General features: G+C 61.7%; 17 protein-coding genes. 10 read left to right on the top strand and 7 right to left on the bottom strand.

The features are described 5' to 3' along the window. Positions 1-99: 99 nt before the first annotated feature. The 5 genes from V5E99_RS27970 to V5E99_RS27950 all read left to right on the top strand — a co-directional run bounded on the left by V5E99_RS27970 (position 100) and on the right by V5E99_RS27950 (position 6512). The gene (locus V5E99_RS27970; protein WP_499805601.1) at positions 100-441 is read left to right on the top strand and encodes a hypothetical protein; all 342 of its coding nucleotides are present in this window, start codon (positions 100-102) and stop codon (positions 439-441) included. Positions 442-536: 95 nt separating this feature from the next. Continuing rightward, positions 537-1793, top strand: coding sequence for a TolC family protein (locus V5E99_RS27965; RefSeq protein ID WP_499805599.1), 1257 nt, complete (start codon positions 537-539; stop codon positions 1791-1793). Beyond that, the gene (locus tag V5E99_RS27960; RefSeq protein WP_499805597.1) at positions 1790-3013 is read left to right on the top strand and encodes an efflux RND transporter periplasmic adaptor subunit; all 1224 of its coding nucleotides are present in this window, start codon (positions 1790-1792) and stop codon (positions 3011-3013) included. Before V5E99_RS27965 ends, V5E99_RS27960 begins: the two co-directional genes overlap by 4 nt. Next, positions 3010-6168, top strand: a complete 3159-nt coding sequence (locus V5E99_RS27955) for an efflux RND transporter permease subunit (protein WP_499805595.1) — start codon at positions 3010-3012, stop codon at positions 6166-6168. The genes V5E99_RS27960 and V5E99_RS27955 overlap by 4 nt, the downstream gene beginning before the upstream one ends. Further along, on the top strand, positions 6165-6512 hold the full coding sequence (locus V5E99_RS27950; protein ID WP_499805593.1) for a copper-binding protein: 348 nt from the start codon (positions 6165-6167) through the stop codon (positions 6510-6512). Before V5E99_RS27955 ends, V5E99_RS27950 begins: the two co-directional genes overlap by 4 nt. 52 nt (positions 6513-6564) lie before the next feature. Here the strand turns inward: V5E99_RS27950 and V5E99_RS27945 are convergent, their stop codons facing one another. The 3 genes from V5E99_RS27945 to V5E99_RS27935 form a co-directional block, all read right to left on the bottom strand. Further along, positions 6565-7263 (bottom strand): dienelactone hydrolase family protein, encoded by a 699-nt coding sequence (locus V5E99_RS27945; protein WP_499805592.1) that lies wholly within the window; start codon positions 7261-7263, stop codon positions 6565-6567. A 56-nt stretch (positions 7264-7319) separates the two neighbouring features. Continuing rightward, entirely contained in the window at positions 7320-7835 is a 516-nt protein-coding gene (locus V5E99_RS27940; RefSeq protein ID WP_499805591.1) for an HvfX family Cu-binding RiPP maturation protein, read from the bottom strand. Positions 7836-8138: 303 nt separating this feature from the next. Beyond that, positions 8139-8735 carry a ferric reductase-like transmembrane domain-containing protein gene (locus V5E99_RS27935; RefSeq protein ID WP_499805589.1) on the bottom strand — a complete coding sequence of 199 codons (597 nt, stop codon included), beginning with the start codon at positions 8733-8735 and terminating at the stop codon, positions 8139-8141. A gap of 209 nt (positions 8736-8944) precedes the next feature. Here V5E99_RS27935 and glsB point away from each other — a divergent pair, with 209 nt between their 5' ends. The 4 genes from glsB (at position 8945) to V5E99_RS27915 (ending at position 12947) form a co-directional block, all read left to right on the top strand. After that, positions 8945-9853 carry a glutaminase B gene (gene glsB / locus V5E99_RS27930; protein ID WP_499805587.1) on the top strand — a complete coding sequence of 303 codons (909 nt, stop codon included), beginning with the start codon at positions 8945-8947 and terminating at the stop codon, positions 9851-9853. A 107-nt stretch (positions 9854-9960) separates the two neighbouring features. Then, positions 9961-11028: a methyl-accepting chemotaxis protein gene (locus V5E99_RS27925; RefSeq protein ID WP_499805586.1), complete on the top strand. Its 1068-nt coding sequence runs from the start codon at positions 9961-9963 to the stop codon at positions 11026-11028. A gap of 65 nt (positions 11029-11093) precedes the next feature. Next, the gene (locus V5E99_RS27920; protein WP_499805584.1) at positions 11094-12596 is read left to right on the top strand and encodes an aldehyde dehydrogenase family protein; all 1503 of its coding nucleotides are present in this window, start codon (positions 11094-11096) and stop codon (positions 12594-12596) included. Positions 12597-12656: 60 nt separating this feature from the next. Next, positions 12657-12947 (top strand): BON domain-containing protein, encoded by a 291-nt coding sequence (locus V5E99_RS27915; RefSeq protein WP_499805583.1) that lies wholly within the window; start codon positions 12657-12659, stop codon positions 12945-12947. A 9-nt stretch (positions 12948-12956) separates the two neighbouring features. Here the strand turns inward: V5E99_RS27915 and V5E99_RS27910 are convergent, their stop codons facing one another. Further along, entirely contained in the window at positions 12957-13820 is an 864-nt protein-coding gene (locus V5E99_RS27910; RefSeq protein WP_499805630.1) for a DMT family transporter, read from the bottom strand. A gap of 138 nt (positions 13821-13958) precedes the next feature. Between V5E99_RS27910 and V5E99_RS27905 the strand changes: the two genes are divergently transcribed. Beyond that, positions 13959-15290: an aminotransferase-like domain-containing protein gene (locus tag V5E99_RS27905; protein ID WP_499805580.1), complete on the top strand. Its 1332-nt coding sequence runs from the start codon at positions 13959-13961 to the stop codon at positions 15288-15290. Between the two features lie 16 nt (positions 15291-15306). On the opposite strand, the gene V5E99_RS27900 is transcribed toward V5E99_RS27905, so the two are convergent. From V5E99_RS27900 to cynS, 3 genes are all read right to left on the bottom strand, one after another. Continuing rightward, positions 15307-15966, bottom strand: a complete 660-nt coding sequence (locus V5E99_RS27900; RefSeq protein WP_499805578.1) for a carbonic anhydrase — start codon at positions 15964-15966, stop codon at positions 15307-15309. 35 nt (positions 15967-16001) lie between these two features. Next, positions 16002-16238: a DUF2790 domain-containing protein gene (locus tag V5E99_RS27895; RefSeq protein ID WP_499805576.1), complete on the bottom strand. Its 237-nt coding sequence runs from the start codon at positions 16236-16238 to the stop codon at positions 16002-16004. An 80-nt stretch (positions 16239-16318) separates the two neighbouring features. Further along, entirely contained in the window at positions 16319-16786 is a 468-nt protein-coding gene (gene cynS / locus V5E99_RS27890; RefSeq protein ID WP_499805574.1) for a cyanase, read from the bottom strand. Between the last annotated feature and the right edge of the window lie 30 nt (positions 16787-16816).

The following is a 16816-nucleotide window of genomic DNA, read 5'->3' as shown; positions in this document are numbered from 1 at the left end:
TTGATGTCTCGGGAGCCGATCACTCATCGGCTCCCGGGCCCGAAAACATCACGGATCGGTAATTGTCAGAACAGGGGCTCGAAGCTAGACTCCCACCCCATGAAACGCTATCTGCGGTTTTGTCTCATTTTCCTGATCAGCCTCGCGCTTCCCCTGAGTGGAATGGCGGGCGTTCCGGCACCCGCCGAACCCTGCCCGATGAAAGCCATGGGCATGTCGATGATGGGTGACATGGGCAAAGACTGCTGTCAGGACATGGGCATGCCCTCCGATCATGGCAAGCCTTGCAAGCCAGGTCAGGAGTGCAAGACCGGCGGCATGCTGCAAGTGTTCATCGCTAAACCTCCCATCACCATGTTCAGCCCTGTGGTAGCGACGTTCTTTGTCGACGTGCTGCCTGTCCAGACCCCGTCAGGGGTATGGCGACCCCCTCGCACCTGATTCCTGTTCCCCGTTAAGCCCCGTTTCGCCTGCGCGAGATGGCGTTGCTGTGCGCTTTTGAAAGCGCGCAGCGGATACTTACAGGAATCATAAACATGAACTCCATGTGCTCCCGCACAGGGTGGCCGTTAGCGGCTGCCCTGTCGGCAAGCGTACTGGCTTTGCCGTGCGTTGCTGCCCCGTTGACCCTTGATGAAGCCTTGCGGCTGGCCGATAGCAACGCGCCATCCCTCACCGCCGAGGCGGAAAAACTCCAGGCGGCCAGAAGTGCCGCGATCCCGGCCGGTGAATTGCCCGATCCCAAGCTGTTACTCGGTGTGCAGAACTTCCCGGTAGGCGGTCCGGATCGCGGAACCCTGGATCACGATTTCATGACCATGCAAATGGTCGGCGTGAGGCAGGACATGCTCAGCGGCGACAAGCGTCGAGCGCGCACTGACGTCGCTGAAGCCGCGGTTGATCGGGCTGCCGCCCAAGGTCGGGTAGAACGTCTGAATGTGCGCCAGGCCACGGCGCTGGCCTGGATCGGCAGTTATTCAGTGGAACTCAAACAGGCGCTGTTCCAGCAGTTCTACCGCGAGAATCGACTGTTGAGCGACACCGTCCGTGCCCGGATCGCCAGTGGTCTTGCCCAGCCCGCCGATGCCGTCACACCCAGGCAAGAAGCCGCGCAACTGGATGAACAACAAGACCAGTTGCAGCTTGAGCGTACCCAGGCCCGCGCTGCACTCAAACGCTGGATCGGCCCTGCCGCCAATGAGCAACCCACCGGCAATTGGCCGCGATGGCCCATCGATACCCTGGGGTACGCCCACAAGCTTGAGCATCACCCGGCGCTGGCGGCGTTCGGCCCCATGACCCGCGAAGCCCAGGCCAGAATCCGCGAAGCCGAAGCCGACAAACAGTCGGACTGGAGTTGGGAGCTTGATTACCAGAAACGCGGGCGTGAATTCGGCGACATGGTCAGCGTGCAGTTCACCTTCGATCTGCCGCTATTCCCCGAAACCCGACAAAACCCGAAGATCGCGGCCCGGCATGCCGAGCTCAATCAACTGGAGGCCGAGCGCGAAGCTCAATTGCGTGAGCACACCGAGCAACTGGAATCACAACTGGCCGACTACCAGCGCCTCGACCGTGCGGTGCGGCGAACCCAGGAAAGTCTGCTGCCGTTGGCCAGGGAAAAGGCTGATTTGACTCTGGCCAGTTACCGGGCCGGCAAAGGTGATTTGTCGGCCGTGGTCACCGCCCGGCGCGAACTGATCGAGGCGCAGTTGAAGCAGATCGACGTCAACCAACAGAAGGCGTTGACCAGCGCCAGACTCTATTTCGCCTACGGGGAGGCTGGCCAATGAGCCTTTTCAGAGGTGTGTTGTGGGGCGGTTTATTGATCGTGCTGGGAGCGGCGGGAGGCTATTGGCTGGCCCACAAACCTGATGCCGTCGTACCTGCGGCCATGGCCCAGGGCGAGGGAAAGGCCCTCTACTGGTATGACCCGATGTACCCGCAGCAGAAATTCGACAAACCCGGCAAATCGCCCTTCATGGACATGGAATTGGTGCCGCGTTACGCCGATGGCGCGGCAGACACGGCTGCGATTCAGATCGACCCGAACGTGACCCAGAACCTCGGCATGCGCCTGGCGAGTGTGACCCGCGGTGCTCTGGCTTCCAGTGTCGAGGCGTCCGGTGTGCTGGGTTACAACGAGCGCGAAGTGGCAGTGATTCAGGCGCGCGCCCCGGGGTTCGTCGAGCGGGTGTATGCCTTGGCGCCGGGGGATGTACTCAAGGCTGGCGCACCTTTGGCGGACATTCTGGTGCCGGAGTGGGCGGCGGCTCAGGAGGAGTTTTTGGCGCTCAAACGCTTGGGCGATGCCGGGTTGCTGGCGGCGGCACGCCAGCGCTTGCGTCTGACCGGAATGCCGGCGACTTTGATTGCCGAGGTCGAACACAGTGGCAAGGTTCACTTGAATCAGACCCTCACCACGCCGATTGCCGGTGCGTTGCAGGAACTGAATGTGCGCGCCGGGATGACCTTGGCTGTCGGCGAAACGCTGGCCCGGGTCAATGGCTTGAGCAGCGTCTGGCTGTCAGTGGCGGTACCGGAATCGATGGCTGGTGCGGTGCAGGTCGGTCAGGCCGCCGAGGCCAGGCTGGCCACGTACCCGGACGTTGTCCTTCGCGGTCGGGTCAGCGCGATCCTCCCGCAAACCACGGCGGACAGCCGAACCCTCAGCGTGCGGGTGGAACTGCCCAATCCTGAAGGACGCTTGCGTCCGGGCCTGACAGCGCAAGTGCGCATGAACAACACGGATGGGCAATCAGTGCTGTGGGTGCCGAGCGAGTCGTTGATTCGCACCGGCAAGCGAGTGCTGGTGATGGTCGCTGAAAGCGGTGGGCGCTATCGTCCGGTCGAGGTGCAGGCAGGGGCGCAAAACGCTGGCCGAACCGCTGTGCTCAAGGGCTTGGAGGAGGGGCAGCAAGTCGTCAGCTCGGGGCAGTTCCTGCTCGACTCCGACGCCAGCCTCAAAGGTATTGTCGCCCAGCCCTTGGACAACGCCGGGGGCCAGCCATGATTGCCGCACTGATCCGTTGGTCCGTGGCCAACCGTTTTCTGGTGTTGCTGGCGACCCTGTTCGTCACGGCGTGGGGCGTGTGGTCGGTTCAAAGTACGCCCATCGATGCGCTGCCGGACTTGTCCGATGTACAGGTGATCATCCGCACACCTTACGCTGGTCAGGCGCCGCAGATTGTCGAGAACCAGGTCACCTATCCGCTGGCGACCACCATGTTGTCGGTGCCGGGGGCGAAGACGGTGCGCGGTTATTCGTTTTTCGGCGATAGCTTTGTGTACGTGCTGTTCGAGGATGGCACCGACCTGTACTGGGCGCGCTCGCGGGTGCTGGAGTATTTGAGCCAGGTTCAGAGTCGCTTGCCGGCCAGCGCCAAACCGGCGTTGGGGCCGGACGCCACCGGGGTTGGCTGGATCTACCAATACGCCTTGGTGGACCGCAGTGGCGGGCATGACCTGGCACAACTGCGGGCCTTGCAGGACTGGTTCCTCAAGTTCGAGCTCAAGACCCTGCCCAATGTTGCGGAAGTCGCCACGGTCGGCGGCATGGTCAAGCAATATCAGGTGCTGCTCGACCCACTGAAAATGGCCACGCTGGGGATCACTCAGGCCCAGGTCACCGAGGTCATCGGCAAGGCCAATCAGGAAACCGGTGGTGCCGTGCTGGATATGGCGGAGAGTGAATACATCGTGCGCGCGTCAGGCTATCTGAAGAGCCTCGATGATTTTCGTGCCATTCCCCTCAAACTCGGTGCCGGCAATGTGCCCGTGACCCTCGGCGATGTGGCAACGATCCAGGTCGGCCCGGAAATGCGCCGTGGCATCACCGAGCTCGACGGCCAGGGCGAGACCGTCGGCGGGGTGGTGATCCTGCGCAGCGGCAAGAACGCCAGGGAAACCATTGCCGCGGTCAAAACCAAACTCGATCAGCTCAAAAGCAGCCTGCCGCCAGGGGTGGAGATCGTCACCACCTACGACCGCAGTAAGTTGATCGACCGTGCCGTGGAAAACCTCAGCCATAAACTGATCGAGGAGTTCATCGTCGTCGCGCTGATCTGCGGGATCTTCCTGTGGCATCTGCGCTCGGCGCTGGTGGCGATCATTTCGCTGCCGGTGGGGGTGTTAATCGCCTTCATCGTCATGCGCCACCAAGGGGTCAACGCCAACATCATGTCGCTGGGCGGGATTGCGATTGCCATCGGCGCGATGGTCGATGCGGCGGTGGTGATGATCGAGAACGCGCACAAGAAAATCGAGGCCTGGCACCGGCATCATCCAGGAGAAGCGCTGAAGGGCGAGCGGCATTGGCAGGTGATGACCGACGCGGCCGTGGAGGTCGGGCCGGCGCTGTTCTTCTGCCTGCTGATTATCACGCTGTCGTTCATTCCGGTGTTTACGCTCGAAGCGCAGGAAGGGCGGCTGTTTGGCCCGTTGGCGTTTACCAAAACCTACGCCATGGCGGCTGCTGCGGGGCTGGCGGTAACGTTGGTGCCGGTGTTGATGGGCTACTGGATTCGCGGGCGAATCCCGGATGAACAGCAGAACCCGTTGAGTCGTTGGTTGATCAAGGTCTATCAACCGGCACTGGACGCGGTGCTGCGTTGGCCGAAAGTCACCTTGCTGGTGGCGTTGCTGGTATTTGTCAGCGCGCTATGGCCGGTGTCGCGGCTGGGCGGCGAGTTCCTTCCGCTGATGGACGAAGGGGATTTGCTCTACATGCCGTCGGCGCTGCCGGGTTTGTCGGCGCAGAAGGCCGCGCAACTGCTGCAACTGACCGATCGCTTGATCAAGACCGTGCCGGAAGTCGAACACGTTTTCGGCAAGGCGGGTCGTGCTGAAACCGCGACCGACCCGGCACCGCTGGAGATGTTCGAAACCACGATCCAGTTCAAACCCCATGATCAATGGCGGCCGGGAATGACGCCGGAAAAACTCGTGGACGAACTGGATCGGGTGGTTCGTGTGCCGGGGCTGACCAACCTGTGGATTGCGCCGATCCGCAACCGGATCGACATGCTCGCCACCGGTATCAAGAGCCCCATCGGGGTCAAGGTTGCCGGTAGCGATCTGGCGCAGATCGATGCCGTTACCCAGGCCGTCGAGCGCGCGGCCAAAAATGTGCCAGGGGTCAGTTCTGCATTGGCCGAGCGCTTGACCGGCGGGCGCTATATCGATGTCGATATCGACCGTCAGGCGGCCGCTCGCTACGACCTCAATATTGCCGATGTGCAAGCGATTGTCTCGGGAGCGATTGGTGGTGAAAACGTCGGCGAAACCGTTGAAGGGCGGGCGCGTTTCCCGATCAACGTACGTTATCCCCGTGAGTGGCGTGACTCGGTGGGCGCGTTGGAGCAACTGCCGATCGCCACGCCGCTGGGCAGCCTGATTACCCTCGGTACGGTGGCAAAGGTGGTGGTCACGGACGGCCCGCCGATGCTCAAAAGCGAAAACGCGCGACCGTCCGGTTGGGTGTACATCGACGCTCGTGGACGTGACATTGCTTCAGTGGTTGCCGATCTGCGCCGGGTGGTCAGTGAGCAGGTCAAATTGCAGCCGGGCATGAGCCTGAGTTACTCCGGGCAGTTCGAGTTTCTGGAACGGGCTAACGCGCGACTCAAGTTGGTGGTGCCGGCGACCTTGCTGATCATCTTTGTACTGCTGTATTTGACGTTCGCCCGGTTCGACGAGGCGTTGCTGATCATGGCTACGCTGCCATTCGCACTGGCCGGTGGCGCCTGGTTCCTCTGTGGGCTGGGCTTCAATTTGTCGGTGGCCACCGGGGTCGGCTTCATTGCATTGGCCGGGGTGTCTGCCGAGTTTGGCGTAATCATGCTGCTCTATCTGAAGAACGCCTGGGCCGAACGCGAAGACGCTGGCGAGCGTACCGACGCGGGGCTGCTGGCGGCTATCCGCGAGGGCGCGGTGCAGCGGGTTCGTCCCAAGGCCATGACCGTGGCTGTCATCATCGCCGGCCTGTTGCCGATCCTGCTGGGCAGCGGCGCCGGCAGCGAAGTCATGAGCCGCATCGCCGCGCCCATGGTCGGCGGCATGGTCACCGCACCGTTGTTATCCCTGTTTGTCATCCCGGCGGCGTATCGCTTGATGCGTCGCCGTCAGCTGTTTGTTAAACCCACTCTGACTGAAGGAAACATCCAATGAAACTGACTCTGATGGCTGTAGCAAGTACCGTTGTGGCGCTGTCGTTTTCTGCCTACGCCGAGGATATGCCGGGGATGAAGATGGACGACGCCGCGGTGAAACAGCCGGCTACCCAAGCGCCGGTGGCCAAGGCTGCCGGGACGGTGAAGGCGATTGACAGTGAAAAGCACACGGTCACCATCGCCCACGGCGCGGTGCCGGCGGTGCAGTGGCCGCCCATGACCATGGGGTTTCGGGCGACTGAGGTGCAATTGGCCGGGGTGAAGGTCGGGGACCAGGTGAACTTCGAGTTTCAATTGGCGGGATCGACAGCGACGCTCGTGTCGATTGATCTAGCGAAATAACCTTACGTCAGCCAGCGGCGCGAACCGGGTTCGCGTCGCTGGTGGAACGGTCTTAGAGTTCCATACCCAAAAAGATCAGCGTATTGCCATGGGCCTCAACCGATGCGCGCTGGTTGTAGCTTTCGCGGTGCGAGCAGTTGAAGCCATGTTCGGCTTCCGGGTACACGACGATTTCAACGTTGTCGTTGGTGTCGAAACGCTCGGCGATTTTCTCCACGGCTTCCAGGGATATGTGGCTGTCCGCTTCACCGAAGTGCATCAGCAACGGCACTTCGATTTCATCGGCGCGCTCCAGGTGGTTCTGGATGCCGCCGCCGTAATAGGCGATGGCCACGTCAACGAAACCGTTGGCGGCGGTGAGGTATGAAAGCAAGCCGCCGAAGCAGTAACCGATGGAGGCAATGCCGCCATCCAGGCCCGGTTGGGCTTGCAGGGCGTCGATGGCCAGTTTGATATCAGCCTGAGCGGCGTTTACGTCGGTGGCGTTCATCAACTCGACCGCGCGTTTCCAGCCGGCTTCGTCGTAGCCCAGTTCGATACGCGGGCCGCTGCGCCAGAACAGGTCCGGTGCGATCACCAGATAGCCGTCGGCGGCATATTGCTCGGCGACCGAGCGGATGTGTTCATTGACACCGAAAATCTCCTGGATCAACACAATCCCCGGCCCTTTTTGGGTATGGGGAATGGCCAGGTAAGCGCCGAATTTACCTTCGGGGCTGTCGATCTCGATCCATTGGGTGGTCACGCTCATGGTGGCTCCTGTCTTCGCAAGTGAGGGGAAGGTGTGCAGCTTATTAAGCGAGTGTGTCAGTCATTGTGACGGCGCCAGAACCATCGGGCCAGCAGGGCATCGACGCTGAGTTTTCCGGGACCCGCCAGCAACAACGGCATCAGGGCCGCCAGGTAGATCAGCGGCAGTTTGAAGTTGCCGTGTCCTTTGTTACTGATGGCGTACCCTTGGGCAAGTTCCGACAATGTAGACCAATCGGCGGGCCAGTGAACAGCAGCGGTTGCGACGACGGTCACCACCATCAGGCTGATCGCCGAGACCCGCGTGCCCAGGCCCACCAGCAGGGCCAGGGCGCAGATCAGCTCGGCCCACATCGACAGTTCCCAGTTCAATGTGGCCGGCAGGTGATTGAACGGAAACGGGAAGGCGTCCTGGATGTCGGCGAACCAGTTCTGGCCGTTCCATTTTTCCAGGCCTGATTCGAAAAATTCCCAGGCGAGGAAGAGGCGCAGCGTCAGCGGTGCGACCCAGTTGCCGGCACGGTCAAGATTCAGGTGCAGACCTTTGACGGCTGTAGAAATTGAGGTGTTCATGGGCTTGATCTCCGGTGAGGGCTTTGATCGGCTGGGCCAATCGACAGGCATATTTGAGCAACCGGGTGTATCGGCGATGTGTCGTCGAGGTGGGTTTTTAGGCGAAGAGTGTGTCGGGAGCGCCGCTGTACACACTCCGATACGCAGGCCCAAAGACTCATCTACGTGTTTCAAACGTCTTGCGCCCGACACATCACCCCGTAGGAGCTGCCGAAGGCTGCGATCTTTTGATCTTGTTTTTAAAAATCAAAATCAAAAGATCGCAGCCTTCGGCAGCTCCTACCGGGACTTGGGACAGTTCAATCAGGCGTGGGCGCGGTTCTTACCCATTAGCCGCAGGGCAATCGCGGCGCACATCAGGCCGAACGGCAGCACGTACCAGGCACTCATCGGGATGCGCTTGAAGTTGGAATAGGTAAAGACCGCCGCGATCACCCACAGGCCGGTGACGTGCAACACCTTCCAGGCCCTGCCGCCGATCATCCGTGCGGTGCTTTTGAACGACGTCAGCGCCATCAGCAGGATAAACAGATACCCCACCGACCCCGGGATGTTGCCAACGCTGGTGCGCCCCGGCCAAAACTCCGGATTCAGTTGCCCGTAGCTGTAGATCAACACCGCGTGCACCAGATGCGAAAAGGCAAACGCCAAGCCGATAAACCGTCGCTCGCGGACCAGGGATTTGCTGAAGGGCGAGGGCATCAATACCGCAAACGCAGACGCGGTGAACGCCGCCAGAAACAGCGCAAACGAAGTCCGGGCGGTGGCGCGAATGGCCATGCGAGTGGCGTCCAGCAGATCGGGGTTGAGCACCAGGATCAACCCGGTCATCAGCAGCACCAGCAAGGACAGCAAACCGAACAGCGACCAGCCGTGATAACGGGGAATTGAGACAGTCATGACAACACTCCAGAGCAAGGGCCGACACGAGGGCGGCAGACGGCAGGAGTGTTTCAGCCCGGTGTGTGGGCGATATGTCCGAACGGCAACGTCATGTATCAGGACCGGCGCCAGATACATTCCCCTACAAAACTGTGATCCGCCCCGCGCCAGCGGCGTCTAGCGTCTGTGACCCCGCAATCCCATGGGGCGAGACTTCGGAACCCGGCATGCAAGCGCTGTTGAACGAGATTCTTGACGCAGTTCGTCCCCTGATCGGCCAGGGCAAGGTGGCTGATTACATTCCCGCCCTCGGCACCGTGCCGGCCAATCAACTGGGCATCGCCGTGTACAGCAATGACGGCGAACTGTATTGCGCCGGCGACGCGGACACGCAGTTCTCGGTGCAGAGTATTTCCAAGGTGTTCAGCCTGGTGCAGGCCATCGAGCATTCCGGCGAGGCGATCTGGGAACGCCTGGGCCACGAACCGTCCGGTCAGCCGTTCAACTCACTGGTGCAACTGGAATTCGAACGCGGTCGCCCGCGCAATCCGTTCATCAACGCCGGGGCGCTGGTGATCTGCGATATCAACCAGTCACGCTTCGCCGCGCCGGCCCTGTCGATGCGCGATTTTGTCCGGCGTTTGTCCGGCAATCCGCAAGTGATGGTCGACGGCAAGGTCGCCGACTCCGAATACCAGCACCGTGCGCGCAACGCCGCCATGGCGTACTTGATGCAATCCTTCGGCAATTTCCATAACGACGTCGAAGCCGTGCTGCGCAGCTATTTCAGCCACTGCGCCCTGCGCATGAGTTGCGTCGATCTGGCGCGCGCGTTCTGCTTCCTGGCCAACGACGGGTTCTGCAAACACAGCGGCGAGCAAATCCTCACGGCCCGCCAGACCCAGCAAGTCAACTCGATCATGGCCACCAGCGGCCTCTATGACGAGGCCGGCAACTTCGCCTACCGCGTCGGTCTGCCTGGCAAAAGCGGCGTGGGCGGCGGGATCGTCGCCGTGGTGCCAGGGCAGTTCACCGTGTGCGTGTGGTCGCCGGAGTTGAACGCGGCGGGCAACTCGCTGGCCGGGATGGCGGCGCTGGAGTTGTTGAGCCAGCGCATTGGCTGGTCGGTGTTCTGATCTTGCGTGGTCTGCCGGTATTTCGCCGGATTGGACCTTTTACCCGGCGCCGTTCATTCGTATCGTCCGCGCTTTGACGCACGGCGTCGGGTGGGCAGGGGATCAGGATGAAATTCGGATGGCGCAAGAAACCGCTGGCACAGAGCGCCGAACCACAGGCGATGGTCTTGGCACCTGTCGTTGATGACACGTTGCTCAAGGCGCACGCGGCCGATCTGCGTGATCGCGATTTTTTTCGCGGCCTGGCGCAACACCTGCTGACCTGCGGCAACTCGCTGTCGCCGGTCAGCGAATCCTTTTCGATGCTCAACCATCGCCTCAAACTCAATCACGAACGGGCCGAAACCGTGGCCCGTGCGGCGGTCGATAACCGTGAGCGCGTCGGTCATCTGCAAGAGCAATCACGGGTCATGGAGGCAGGGCTTGAAGCGCTGGAAGGGGTGATCACCCATTTGGTGGGCCGGGCCAGCGAGATTGACCGGATCGTTGACCTGATCAGCGACATCGCCCGCAAGACCAACCTGCTGGCTCTGAACGCCGCGATTGAAGCGGCGCGCGCCGGGGAAACCGGGCGCGGCTTTGCCGTGGTGGCTGGCGAAGTGCGTTTGCTGGCGGAGAAAACCGCCGAGGCGACTCGGGAAATCGTCAAGGAAACCTCGGCCATCCAGCAGGAAATCAGCCAGGCCAAACTGGCGATCTCGCAACAAAGCCAGGTCTCAAGTGCCTTCGGCGCGGTGATCGATCAAACCGCCGAGACCATGGCGGGCATGTACGGCGAAGCGCAGCAGATGCAGCGCGAAATCGACCAGTCGCACCTGCTGTCCAACGTCGAACTGGCGAACCTGCAAGAGTTGACGCTGAAGGTCACTGTTTACGACCGCTTGCTCAATCCCAAACCGCATTCACCGTTGACGCTGCCGGATGAAACTGAGTGTCTATTCGGCCAGTGGTACTACGGCGAACAGAATCAGAACCAACAGCGCGACGCTGATTTTCGCCGCATGGAAGTGCCGCATCGGCTGGTTCACAGCAGTGGCCAGGCCGCGCTGGAAGCCCATGCCCGAGGTGAATTGGACCTCACACTCAAGCACGTCGGGCAGATGGAGGAAGCGAATGCGATGGTGATGCGCACGGTCAAGGGGCTGCTGCATTCGCGCCTGCAATCACCTGCCTGACGCGTGACGCTTAGCGGGTTTTGCTATACATTTTCCGGCCGCCCTCTGCATGGTGAAGCCGCTTCATGTCCCTGATGCTCGAACGTCTCGTCGCTGGTACGCCGATTCCTTTTTCCGGTAATCGTGTCTCCGTGGTTAGTCCCGAATTGGCGGCGCGCTTTCAACCCGGTGACCACCTGCTGGTGGAGCAGGTCAGCGGCGAGTTGTTGCTGATCCCGGTGGTGGACCAGCAAGCGGCGGCGGTGGCAATCGAGCGCGCGCAAGTAGCATTCAGCGCGATGTCGGCGGTGTCGGATGACGCCATCAGCGAATTTTTTGATCGCTTTGCCCAACGCCTGGAAACCCCGGAATGCTGGGCCTTGATCGAAGCCGCAAACCTCGCGGACATCGAGCGTGCCAAGGCCCGTGGACGTTCCACCACCCGGTTGCTGGCCGACGAACGCATGCGCCGCGACATGATCGCCGGCCTGCGGGCCTGGCGCGATGCGGCGGCAACGCGGGGCAAAGTCATCAGTTGTGTCGAGCACGACGGCTGGAAAGTCGAGCAAGTGGTGTCGCCGCTGGGCATTGTTGCTTTCGTCTTCGAGGGCCGGCCGAATGTGTTTGCCGACGCCGCTGGCGTGCTGCGCACCGGCAACACCGCCGTGTTGAGGATTGGCAGCGATGCGCTAGGCACTGCGCAAGCCATCGTCAGCCACGCCTTGAACCCGGCGCTGGCCGATGCCGGGTTGCCGTCCGGTGCGGTGTCGTTGGTGGAAAGTGTCAACCATGCCGCCGGTTGGGCGATGTTCGCTGACCGACGTTTGTCACTGGCGGTGGCTCGGGGCTCGGGCCGTGCCGTCAGCCAACTGGGCAGCATTGCCCAGCAGGCCGGCACTGCCGTCAGCTTGCACGGTACTGGCGGTGCCTGGCTGATTGCCGATCAAGATGCCGACGCCACACGATTTGCCGCTGTGGTGCGCAATTCCCTGGATCGTAAAGTCTGCAACACCCTGAACGTCTGCCTGATCCAGCGCGACCGCGCCGCTGAACTGGTGCCGCTGTTTCTCGATGCGCTGCAACAGGCCGGTGCCGCCCGGGGCCAGGGCTGCAAATTGCACATCGTCGAGGGCAGCGAATCGTATCTGCCGAGCGAGTGGCAGGGCGCCACGGTCGAAGTCTACCGCGCCGAAGGCTACGTCACCGAAGCCTTGGCCGAACCCCTGGCGCAAGATCAGTTGGGCCGCGAATGGGAGTGGGAGGAAACCCCGGAAGTCAGCCTGAGCATCGTCGACGACCTGGGCCAGGCGATCGCCTTATTCAACCGCTACAGCCCGCAATTCACCGTGTCGCTGATCAGCGAAGACGCTGCGGCTCACGAGCGTTTCTACAACGCCGTGAATGCGCCCTTTGTCGGTAATGGCATCACCCGTTGGGTGGACGGCCAGTACGCGTTGAACAAGCCGGAACTGGGCCTTTCGAACTGGGAAAGCGGTCGGTTGTTCGCTCGTAGCGCGATTCTCTCCGGGGATGGCGTGTTCACCATTCGCAGCCGCATGACGCAAACCGATCTGACGGTCAAACGCTGAGGCCTCGCGGGCGGACTATAGTTAAGGGGTGTCTGTGTTTGTGTGATGGAGGTTTGCACCATGAAACTTCATTCCTTTGAGCATTATTCCCATGACCTGGCCATGGTCGCTCGCAACGCGTGGATCACCGCCCGGGTCAAGTCGGCCCTGACCCGCGCCGACCCCAATTTTGGGCTGCATATTCATGTCAAAACCCACGGCGGCGAAGTGCTGCTCAGCGGTATGGTCGATACCCATAGGCAGTGTGACCAAGCGACGGACCTGGCCCGTTCGGTTCCAGGCGTAGTTGATGTCGATGCCACCGGATTGCGCACACATGTGTTCAAACCGGGTGGTTTTGACGACGAATGAACCTGACGCCTAGCGAGAAAACCGCCGCGCCCCGGCCACACAAAGGATCACCGCAACGGTGACCCCCAGCATCCCCAGGCTGACGTGTTCGTGCAACAGTGTGGCCGCCAGCGCCAGGCCAAAGAACGGTTGCAACAACTGAAGCTGACCCACGGCGGCAATCCCGCCCTGGGCCAGCCCGCGATACCAGAAGACGAACCCGATCAGCATGCTGAACAGCGACACGTAGCCCAGGCTCAGCCAGGCCGGGGTGCTGATGGTCGAGAACGAGGCGGGCAGGCGAACCCAGGTCAGCGCCGCCATCACCGGTAACGCCAGCAGCAACGCCCAACAAATCACCTGCCAGCCGCCGAGGGTCCGCGACAGTTTTGCCCCTTCGGCATAACCGAGCCCGCAGACCACCACCGCCAGCAACATCAACAGGTCGCCCTTGGGCGAGGCGGTCAGACCTTGGGAAACGGCGAACCCGACCACCCATAAGCTGCCGAGGATCGAGAACAGCCAGAACGCCGGTTTCGGCCGCTCGCCGCCGCGCAATACGCCGAACACCGCAGTCGCCAGCGGCAGCAGGCCGATAAACACGATGGAGTGGGCGGAGGTCACGTATTGCAGCGCCAGTGCCGTCAGCAACGGAAACCCGACGACCACGCCCAGTGCGACCACGATCAGCGGCACCACTTGCTGGCGGGCCGGGCGCTTCTCCTTGAACAGCCACAACAGGCACAGCGCCAGCACCCCGGCGATAGTCGCCCGCGCCACGGTCAAAAACACCGGATCGAACTCCAGCACCGCCACCCGGGTGGCTGGCAGCGAGCCGCTGAAAATCACCACGCCAATGAGTCCATTGATCCATCCGCGAGTGCTGTTTTCCAGCGTCGGGCTGTGCAGGTTCGAGGTACGTTCCATCGGGTCACACTCCAGGCAGAAGGGCTTGATGTGGCGGGTTGCATTGAGCGCATCCTATGACCGAAGATCAGCACAATCAAAAAATTGTCATGGATACATTGGCCTATGCCGCGCTCCCGATACAAATCCCTGGTGGACCGCTTCGCCGCTGACATTCGTTCAGGAACATTGCTGCCCGGCACACGCTTGCCGACGCACCGGCAACTCGCGGCGACGGAGGGGTTGGCGCTGGTCACGGCCAGTCGGGTCTATGCCGAGCTGGAGGCGATGGGGTTGGTCAGCGGGGAGACCGGGCGCGGCACGTTTGTCCGGGAGACGGCGTTGCCACCGAGCCTGGGGGTTCATCAACCGAGCGTTGTCGCCGGGATGATGGACCTGAATTTCAACTATCCGTCGTTACCGGGCCAGGCTGATTTGCTGCGCACGGCGTTGCGGCAACTGGCGTTGTCCGGTGATCTGGAAGCCCATTTGCGCTACCAGCCTCACGCCGGGCGCTTGCAGGATCGGGCCTCGGTGGCGCGGCATTTGCGCATACGCGGGCTGAGCGTGACTGCCGAACAGGTGTTGCTGGTCAGTGGCGCCCAGCACGGGTTGGCGGTGACGATGATGGGGCTGCTGCAACCCGGTGATGTGATCGCCGCCGACGCCTTGACCTATCCGGGCTTCAAAGTGCTGGCCGAAGCGCTGCATCTGGAGGTGGTGCCGATTCCCGTCACGGACACCGGGCCGGATCTCGCGGCTCTGGCCAAACTTTGTCAAAGCCGTTCGGTGCGCGCCCTCTACAGCATGCCGACCCTGCATAACCCGTTGGGCTGGGTGATGCCCGCCGATCAGCGCGAGCAACTGGTGTCGATTGCCCGCCTGCACGACCTGCTGATCATCGAGGATGCGGCTTACGCGTTTCTGGCTGACTCGCCGCCGCCACCGCTGGCTGAGTTAGCACCGGAAAGGACGGTGTATGTTTCCGGGTTGTCGAAGAGTATCGCCACGGGGTTGCGCGTCGGCTTCGTCGCTGCGCCGATGTCGAGGGTGCCGGCATTGGAGCGCACGATCCGGGCGACCACCTGGAACACTCCCGGCGTTATGACCGCGATTGCCACCGCGTGGCTGGACGATGGAACCATCACTTTGCTGGAAGCGCAAAAACGCGCCGATGCCCAGGCCCGGCAGGCCTTGGCCGACGAGGTGCTGAGCGGGCTGCGTTACGTTCGTCATCCTTCGTCGTATTTTGTCTGGCTGCCCTTGTCGGAGGAGGCAAGGGCGGACCAGATCGCCATGGCGTTGCTGCACGAGCAGGTTTCAGTGTCGACCGCTGAACCTTTTGCAACTTCGGTTCATGTCCCGCATGCGATCCGGCTGGCCCTGGGTTCGGTGGACATGCACACGCTTCGAAATGCGCTGATGAAAGTGAAGCAAGTGGTGGGGGCTTATTCATAGCGCTTTGTGACGGTGTTCAAGCGACTTGAGAAGCCTTGGCGTACACCGCGCAGGTAGTTGGATGCTCGACCAGCGACACGAAACGGCGGCTGTCGGCGTCCAGCGCATCGATCGAACCGGTCTCGATGTCGTACACCCAGCCGTGCAGGTTCAACTGACCTTTTTCCTGCGCCAGGCGCACGCTCGGGTGCGTCTGTATATTCGCCAGTTGCGCGATCACGTTCTCGCGCACCATCGAACTGACCTTGGCCGCTTCGTTGGCATGCGGGCGTGATTCGTTGATGACCTTCGCCGATTCGGCGTGTTGCAGCCAGCCGCTGACGGCGGGCAGGTGATCCATGCATTTGCATTTGGCCACGGCGGTCATGGCGCCGCAGTCGGAATGGCCGCAGATCACGATGTCGGTGACGCCGAGCACCGCGACGGCATATTCAACCGTGGCCGAGACACCGCCCGGATGCGGGCTATAGGACGGCACGATGTTGCCGGCGTTGCGGATCACGAACAGTTCGCCGGGCTCTTGCTGGGTCAGCAGTTCAGGCACCACGCGGCTGTCGGAACAGGTGATAAACAACGTGCCGGGGTGCTGGGTGGTGGCCAGGTGTTTGAACAGGTCGGTGCGTTGTGGAAATGCTTCGTTCTGGAACTTCAAAAAACCGTCGATGAGCGCTTTCATGGGGGCTTCCTCAAAAAGTGATAAACCGTGGCGGCTCAGTTCGAGCAGCCGCTGCCGAATTCGCTGTACTGCAAAATGTGGGTCACGCCTTTGGAGTCGAGGTAGGTCATCTCCACCGGCACCGGTCCGCAAACATCGGCGACCGGGGTGATGTGCACCACTTGGGCGATGTCCAGGTTCATGCCGTACTGGTAGGCGACCGCGCCGTCCTGGGCTTGAGCTTGAGCAGCGAGGCCGGCGATCAGCGACAGGGCGAACAGAATTTTTTTCATGGGGCATCCTCCAGTTGAGCTGGGTGAATGAACGACTGATGGGGGGGTGGCCCGCACGCTGAGTGCGGGCCGGTACCGAGTTAGAAAGGACGCAGTGGCAGGAACTTGCCGTCCAGGGTGATCACGGCGCGGGAGCCACCTTCCGGATCTTCGACTTTCTTCATGTCGAGCTTGAAGTTGATCGCGCTGATGATGCCGTCGCCGAATTGCTCATGAACCAGGGCTTTGAGCGTGGTGCCGTAGATCTGGATCATTTCGTGGAAGCGGTAGATGGTCGGGTCAGTCGGTACACCCGACAGGCTGCCGCGCAGCGGGATGATTTGCAGACGGGCGATGCTGTCGGCGTCCAGATCGAGCTTCTCACCGACTACTTTGGCCGCGGCTTCCGGCAGTGGATGCTGGCCGAGCAGGGCGGCGGTGACGTAGGCCAGGCCCAGGCCGGTGTCGTCAGTCAGGTCCTGCCAGGACAGGTTTTTGCGGGCCTTGGCGTCAAGGATCGAAGTGGTCAGGGCCAGACTCTGGTCGTTGTAAACGTGGGACTGTTGCATGGTGTGACTCCTATCGGTTTGGGTGGTTGC

Origin of the sequence: Janthinobacterium sp. LPB2021202312-11-4, from assembly GCF_037049705.1 — a bacterium.
In the GTDB taxonomy this organism is placed as follows: domain Bacteria; phylum Pseudomonadota; class Gammaproteobacteria; order Pseudomonadales; family Pseudomonadaceae; genus Aquipseudomonas.
This window is presented reverse-complemented; position numbering and strand designations above follow the sequence as displayed.

Coding starts and splice junctions, on each gene's coding strand:
- V5E99_RS27970 (WP_499805601.1), top strand. CDS start 100: ATGAAACGCTATCTGCGGTTTTGTCTCATTTTCCTGATCAGCCTCGCG.
- V5E99_RS27965 (WP_499805599.1), top strand. CDS start 537: ATGAACTCCATGTGCTCCCGCACAGGGTGGCCGTTAGCGGCTGCCCTG.
- V5E99_RS27960 (WP_499805597.1), top strand. CDS start 1,790: ATGAGCCTTTTCAGAGGTGTGTTGTGGGGCGGTTTATTGATCGTGCTG.
- V5E99_RS27955 (WP_499805595.1), top strand. CDS start 3,010: ATGATTGCCGCACTGATCCGTTGGTCCGTGGCCAACCGTTTTCTGGTG.
- V5E99_RS27950 (WP_499805593.1), top strand. CDS start 6,165: ATGAAACTGACTCTGATGGCTGTAGCAAGTACCGTTGTGGCGCTGTCG.
- V5E99_RS27945 (WP_499805592.1), bottom strand. CDS start 7,263: ATGAGCGTGACCACCCAATGGATCGAGATCGACAGCCCCGAAGGTAAA.
- V5E99_RS27940 (WP_499805591.1), bottom strand. CDS start 7,835: ATGAACACCTCAATTTCTACAGCCGTCAAAGGTCTGCACCTGAATCTT.
- V5E99_RS27935 (WP_499805589.1), bottom strand. CDS start 8,735: ATGACTGTCTCAATTCCCCGTTATCACGGCTGGTCGCTGTTCGGTTTG.
- glsB (WP_499805587.1), top strand. CDS start 8,945: ATGCAAGCGCTGTTGAACGAGATTCTTGACGCAGTTCGTCCCCTGATC.
- V5E99_RS27925 (WP_499805586.1), top strand. CDS start 9,961: ATGAAATTCGGATGGCGCAAGAAACCGCTGGCACAGAGCGCCGAACCA.
- V5E99_RS27920 (WP_499805584.1), top strand. CDS start 11,094: ATGTCCCTGATGCTCGAACGTCTCGTCGCTGGTACGCCGATTCCTTTT.
- V5E99_RS27915 (WP_499805583.1), top strand. CDS start 12,657: ATGAAACTTCATTCCTTTGAGCATTATTCCCATGACCTGGCCATGGTC.
- V5E99_RS27905 (WP_499805580.1), top strand. CDS start 13,959: ATGCCGCGCTCCCGATACAAATCCCTGGTGGACCGCTTCGCCGCTGAC.
- V5E99_RS27900 (WP_499805578.1), bottom strand. CDS start 15,966: ATGAAAGCGCTCATCGACGGTTTTTTGAAGTTCCAGAACGAAGCATTT.
- V5E99_RS27895 (WP_499805576.1), bottom strand. CDS start 16,238: ATGAAAAAAATTCTGTTCGCCCTGTCGCTGATCGCCGGCCTCGCTGCT.
- cynS (WP_499805574.1), bottom strand. CDS start 16,786: ATGCAACAGTCCCACGTTTACAACGACCAGAGTCTGGCCCTGACCACT.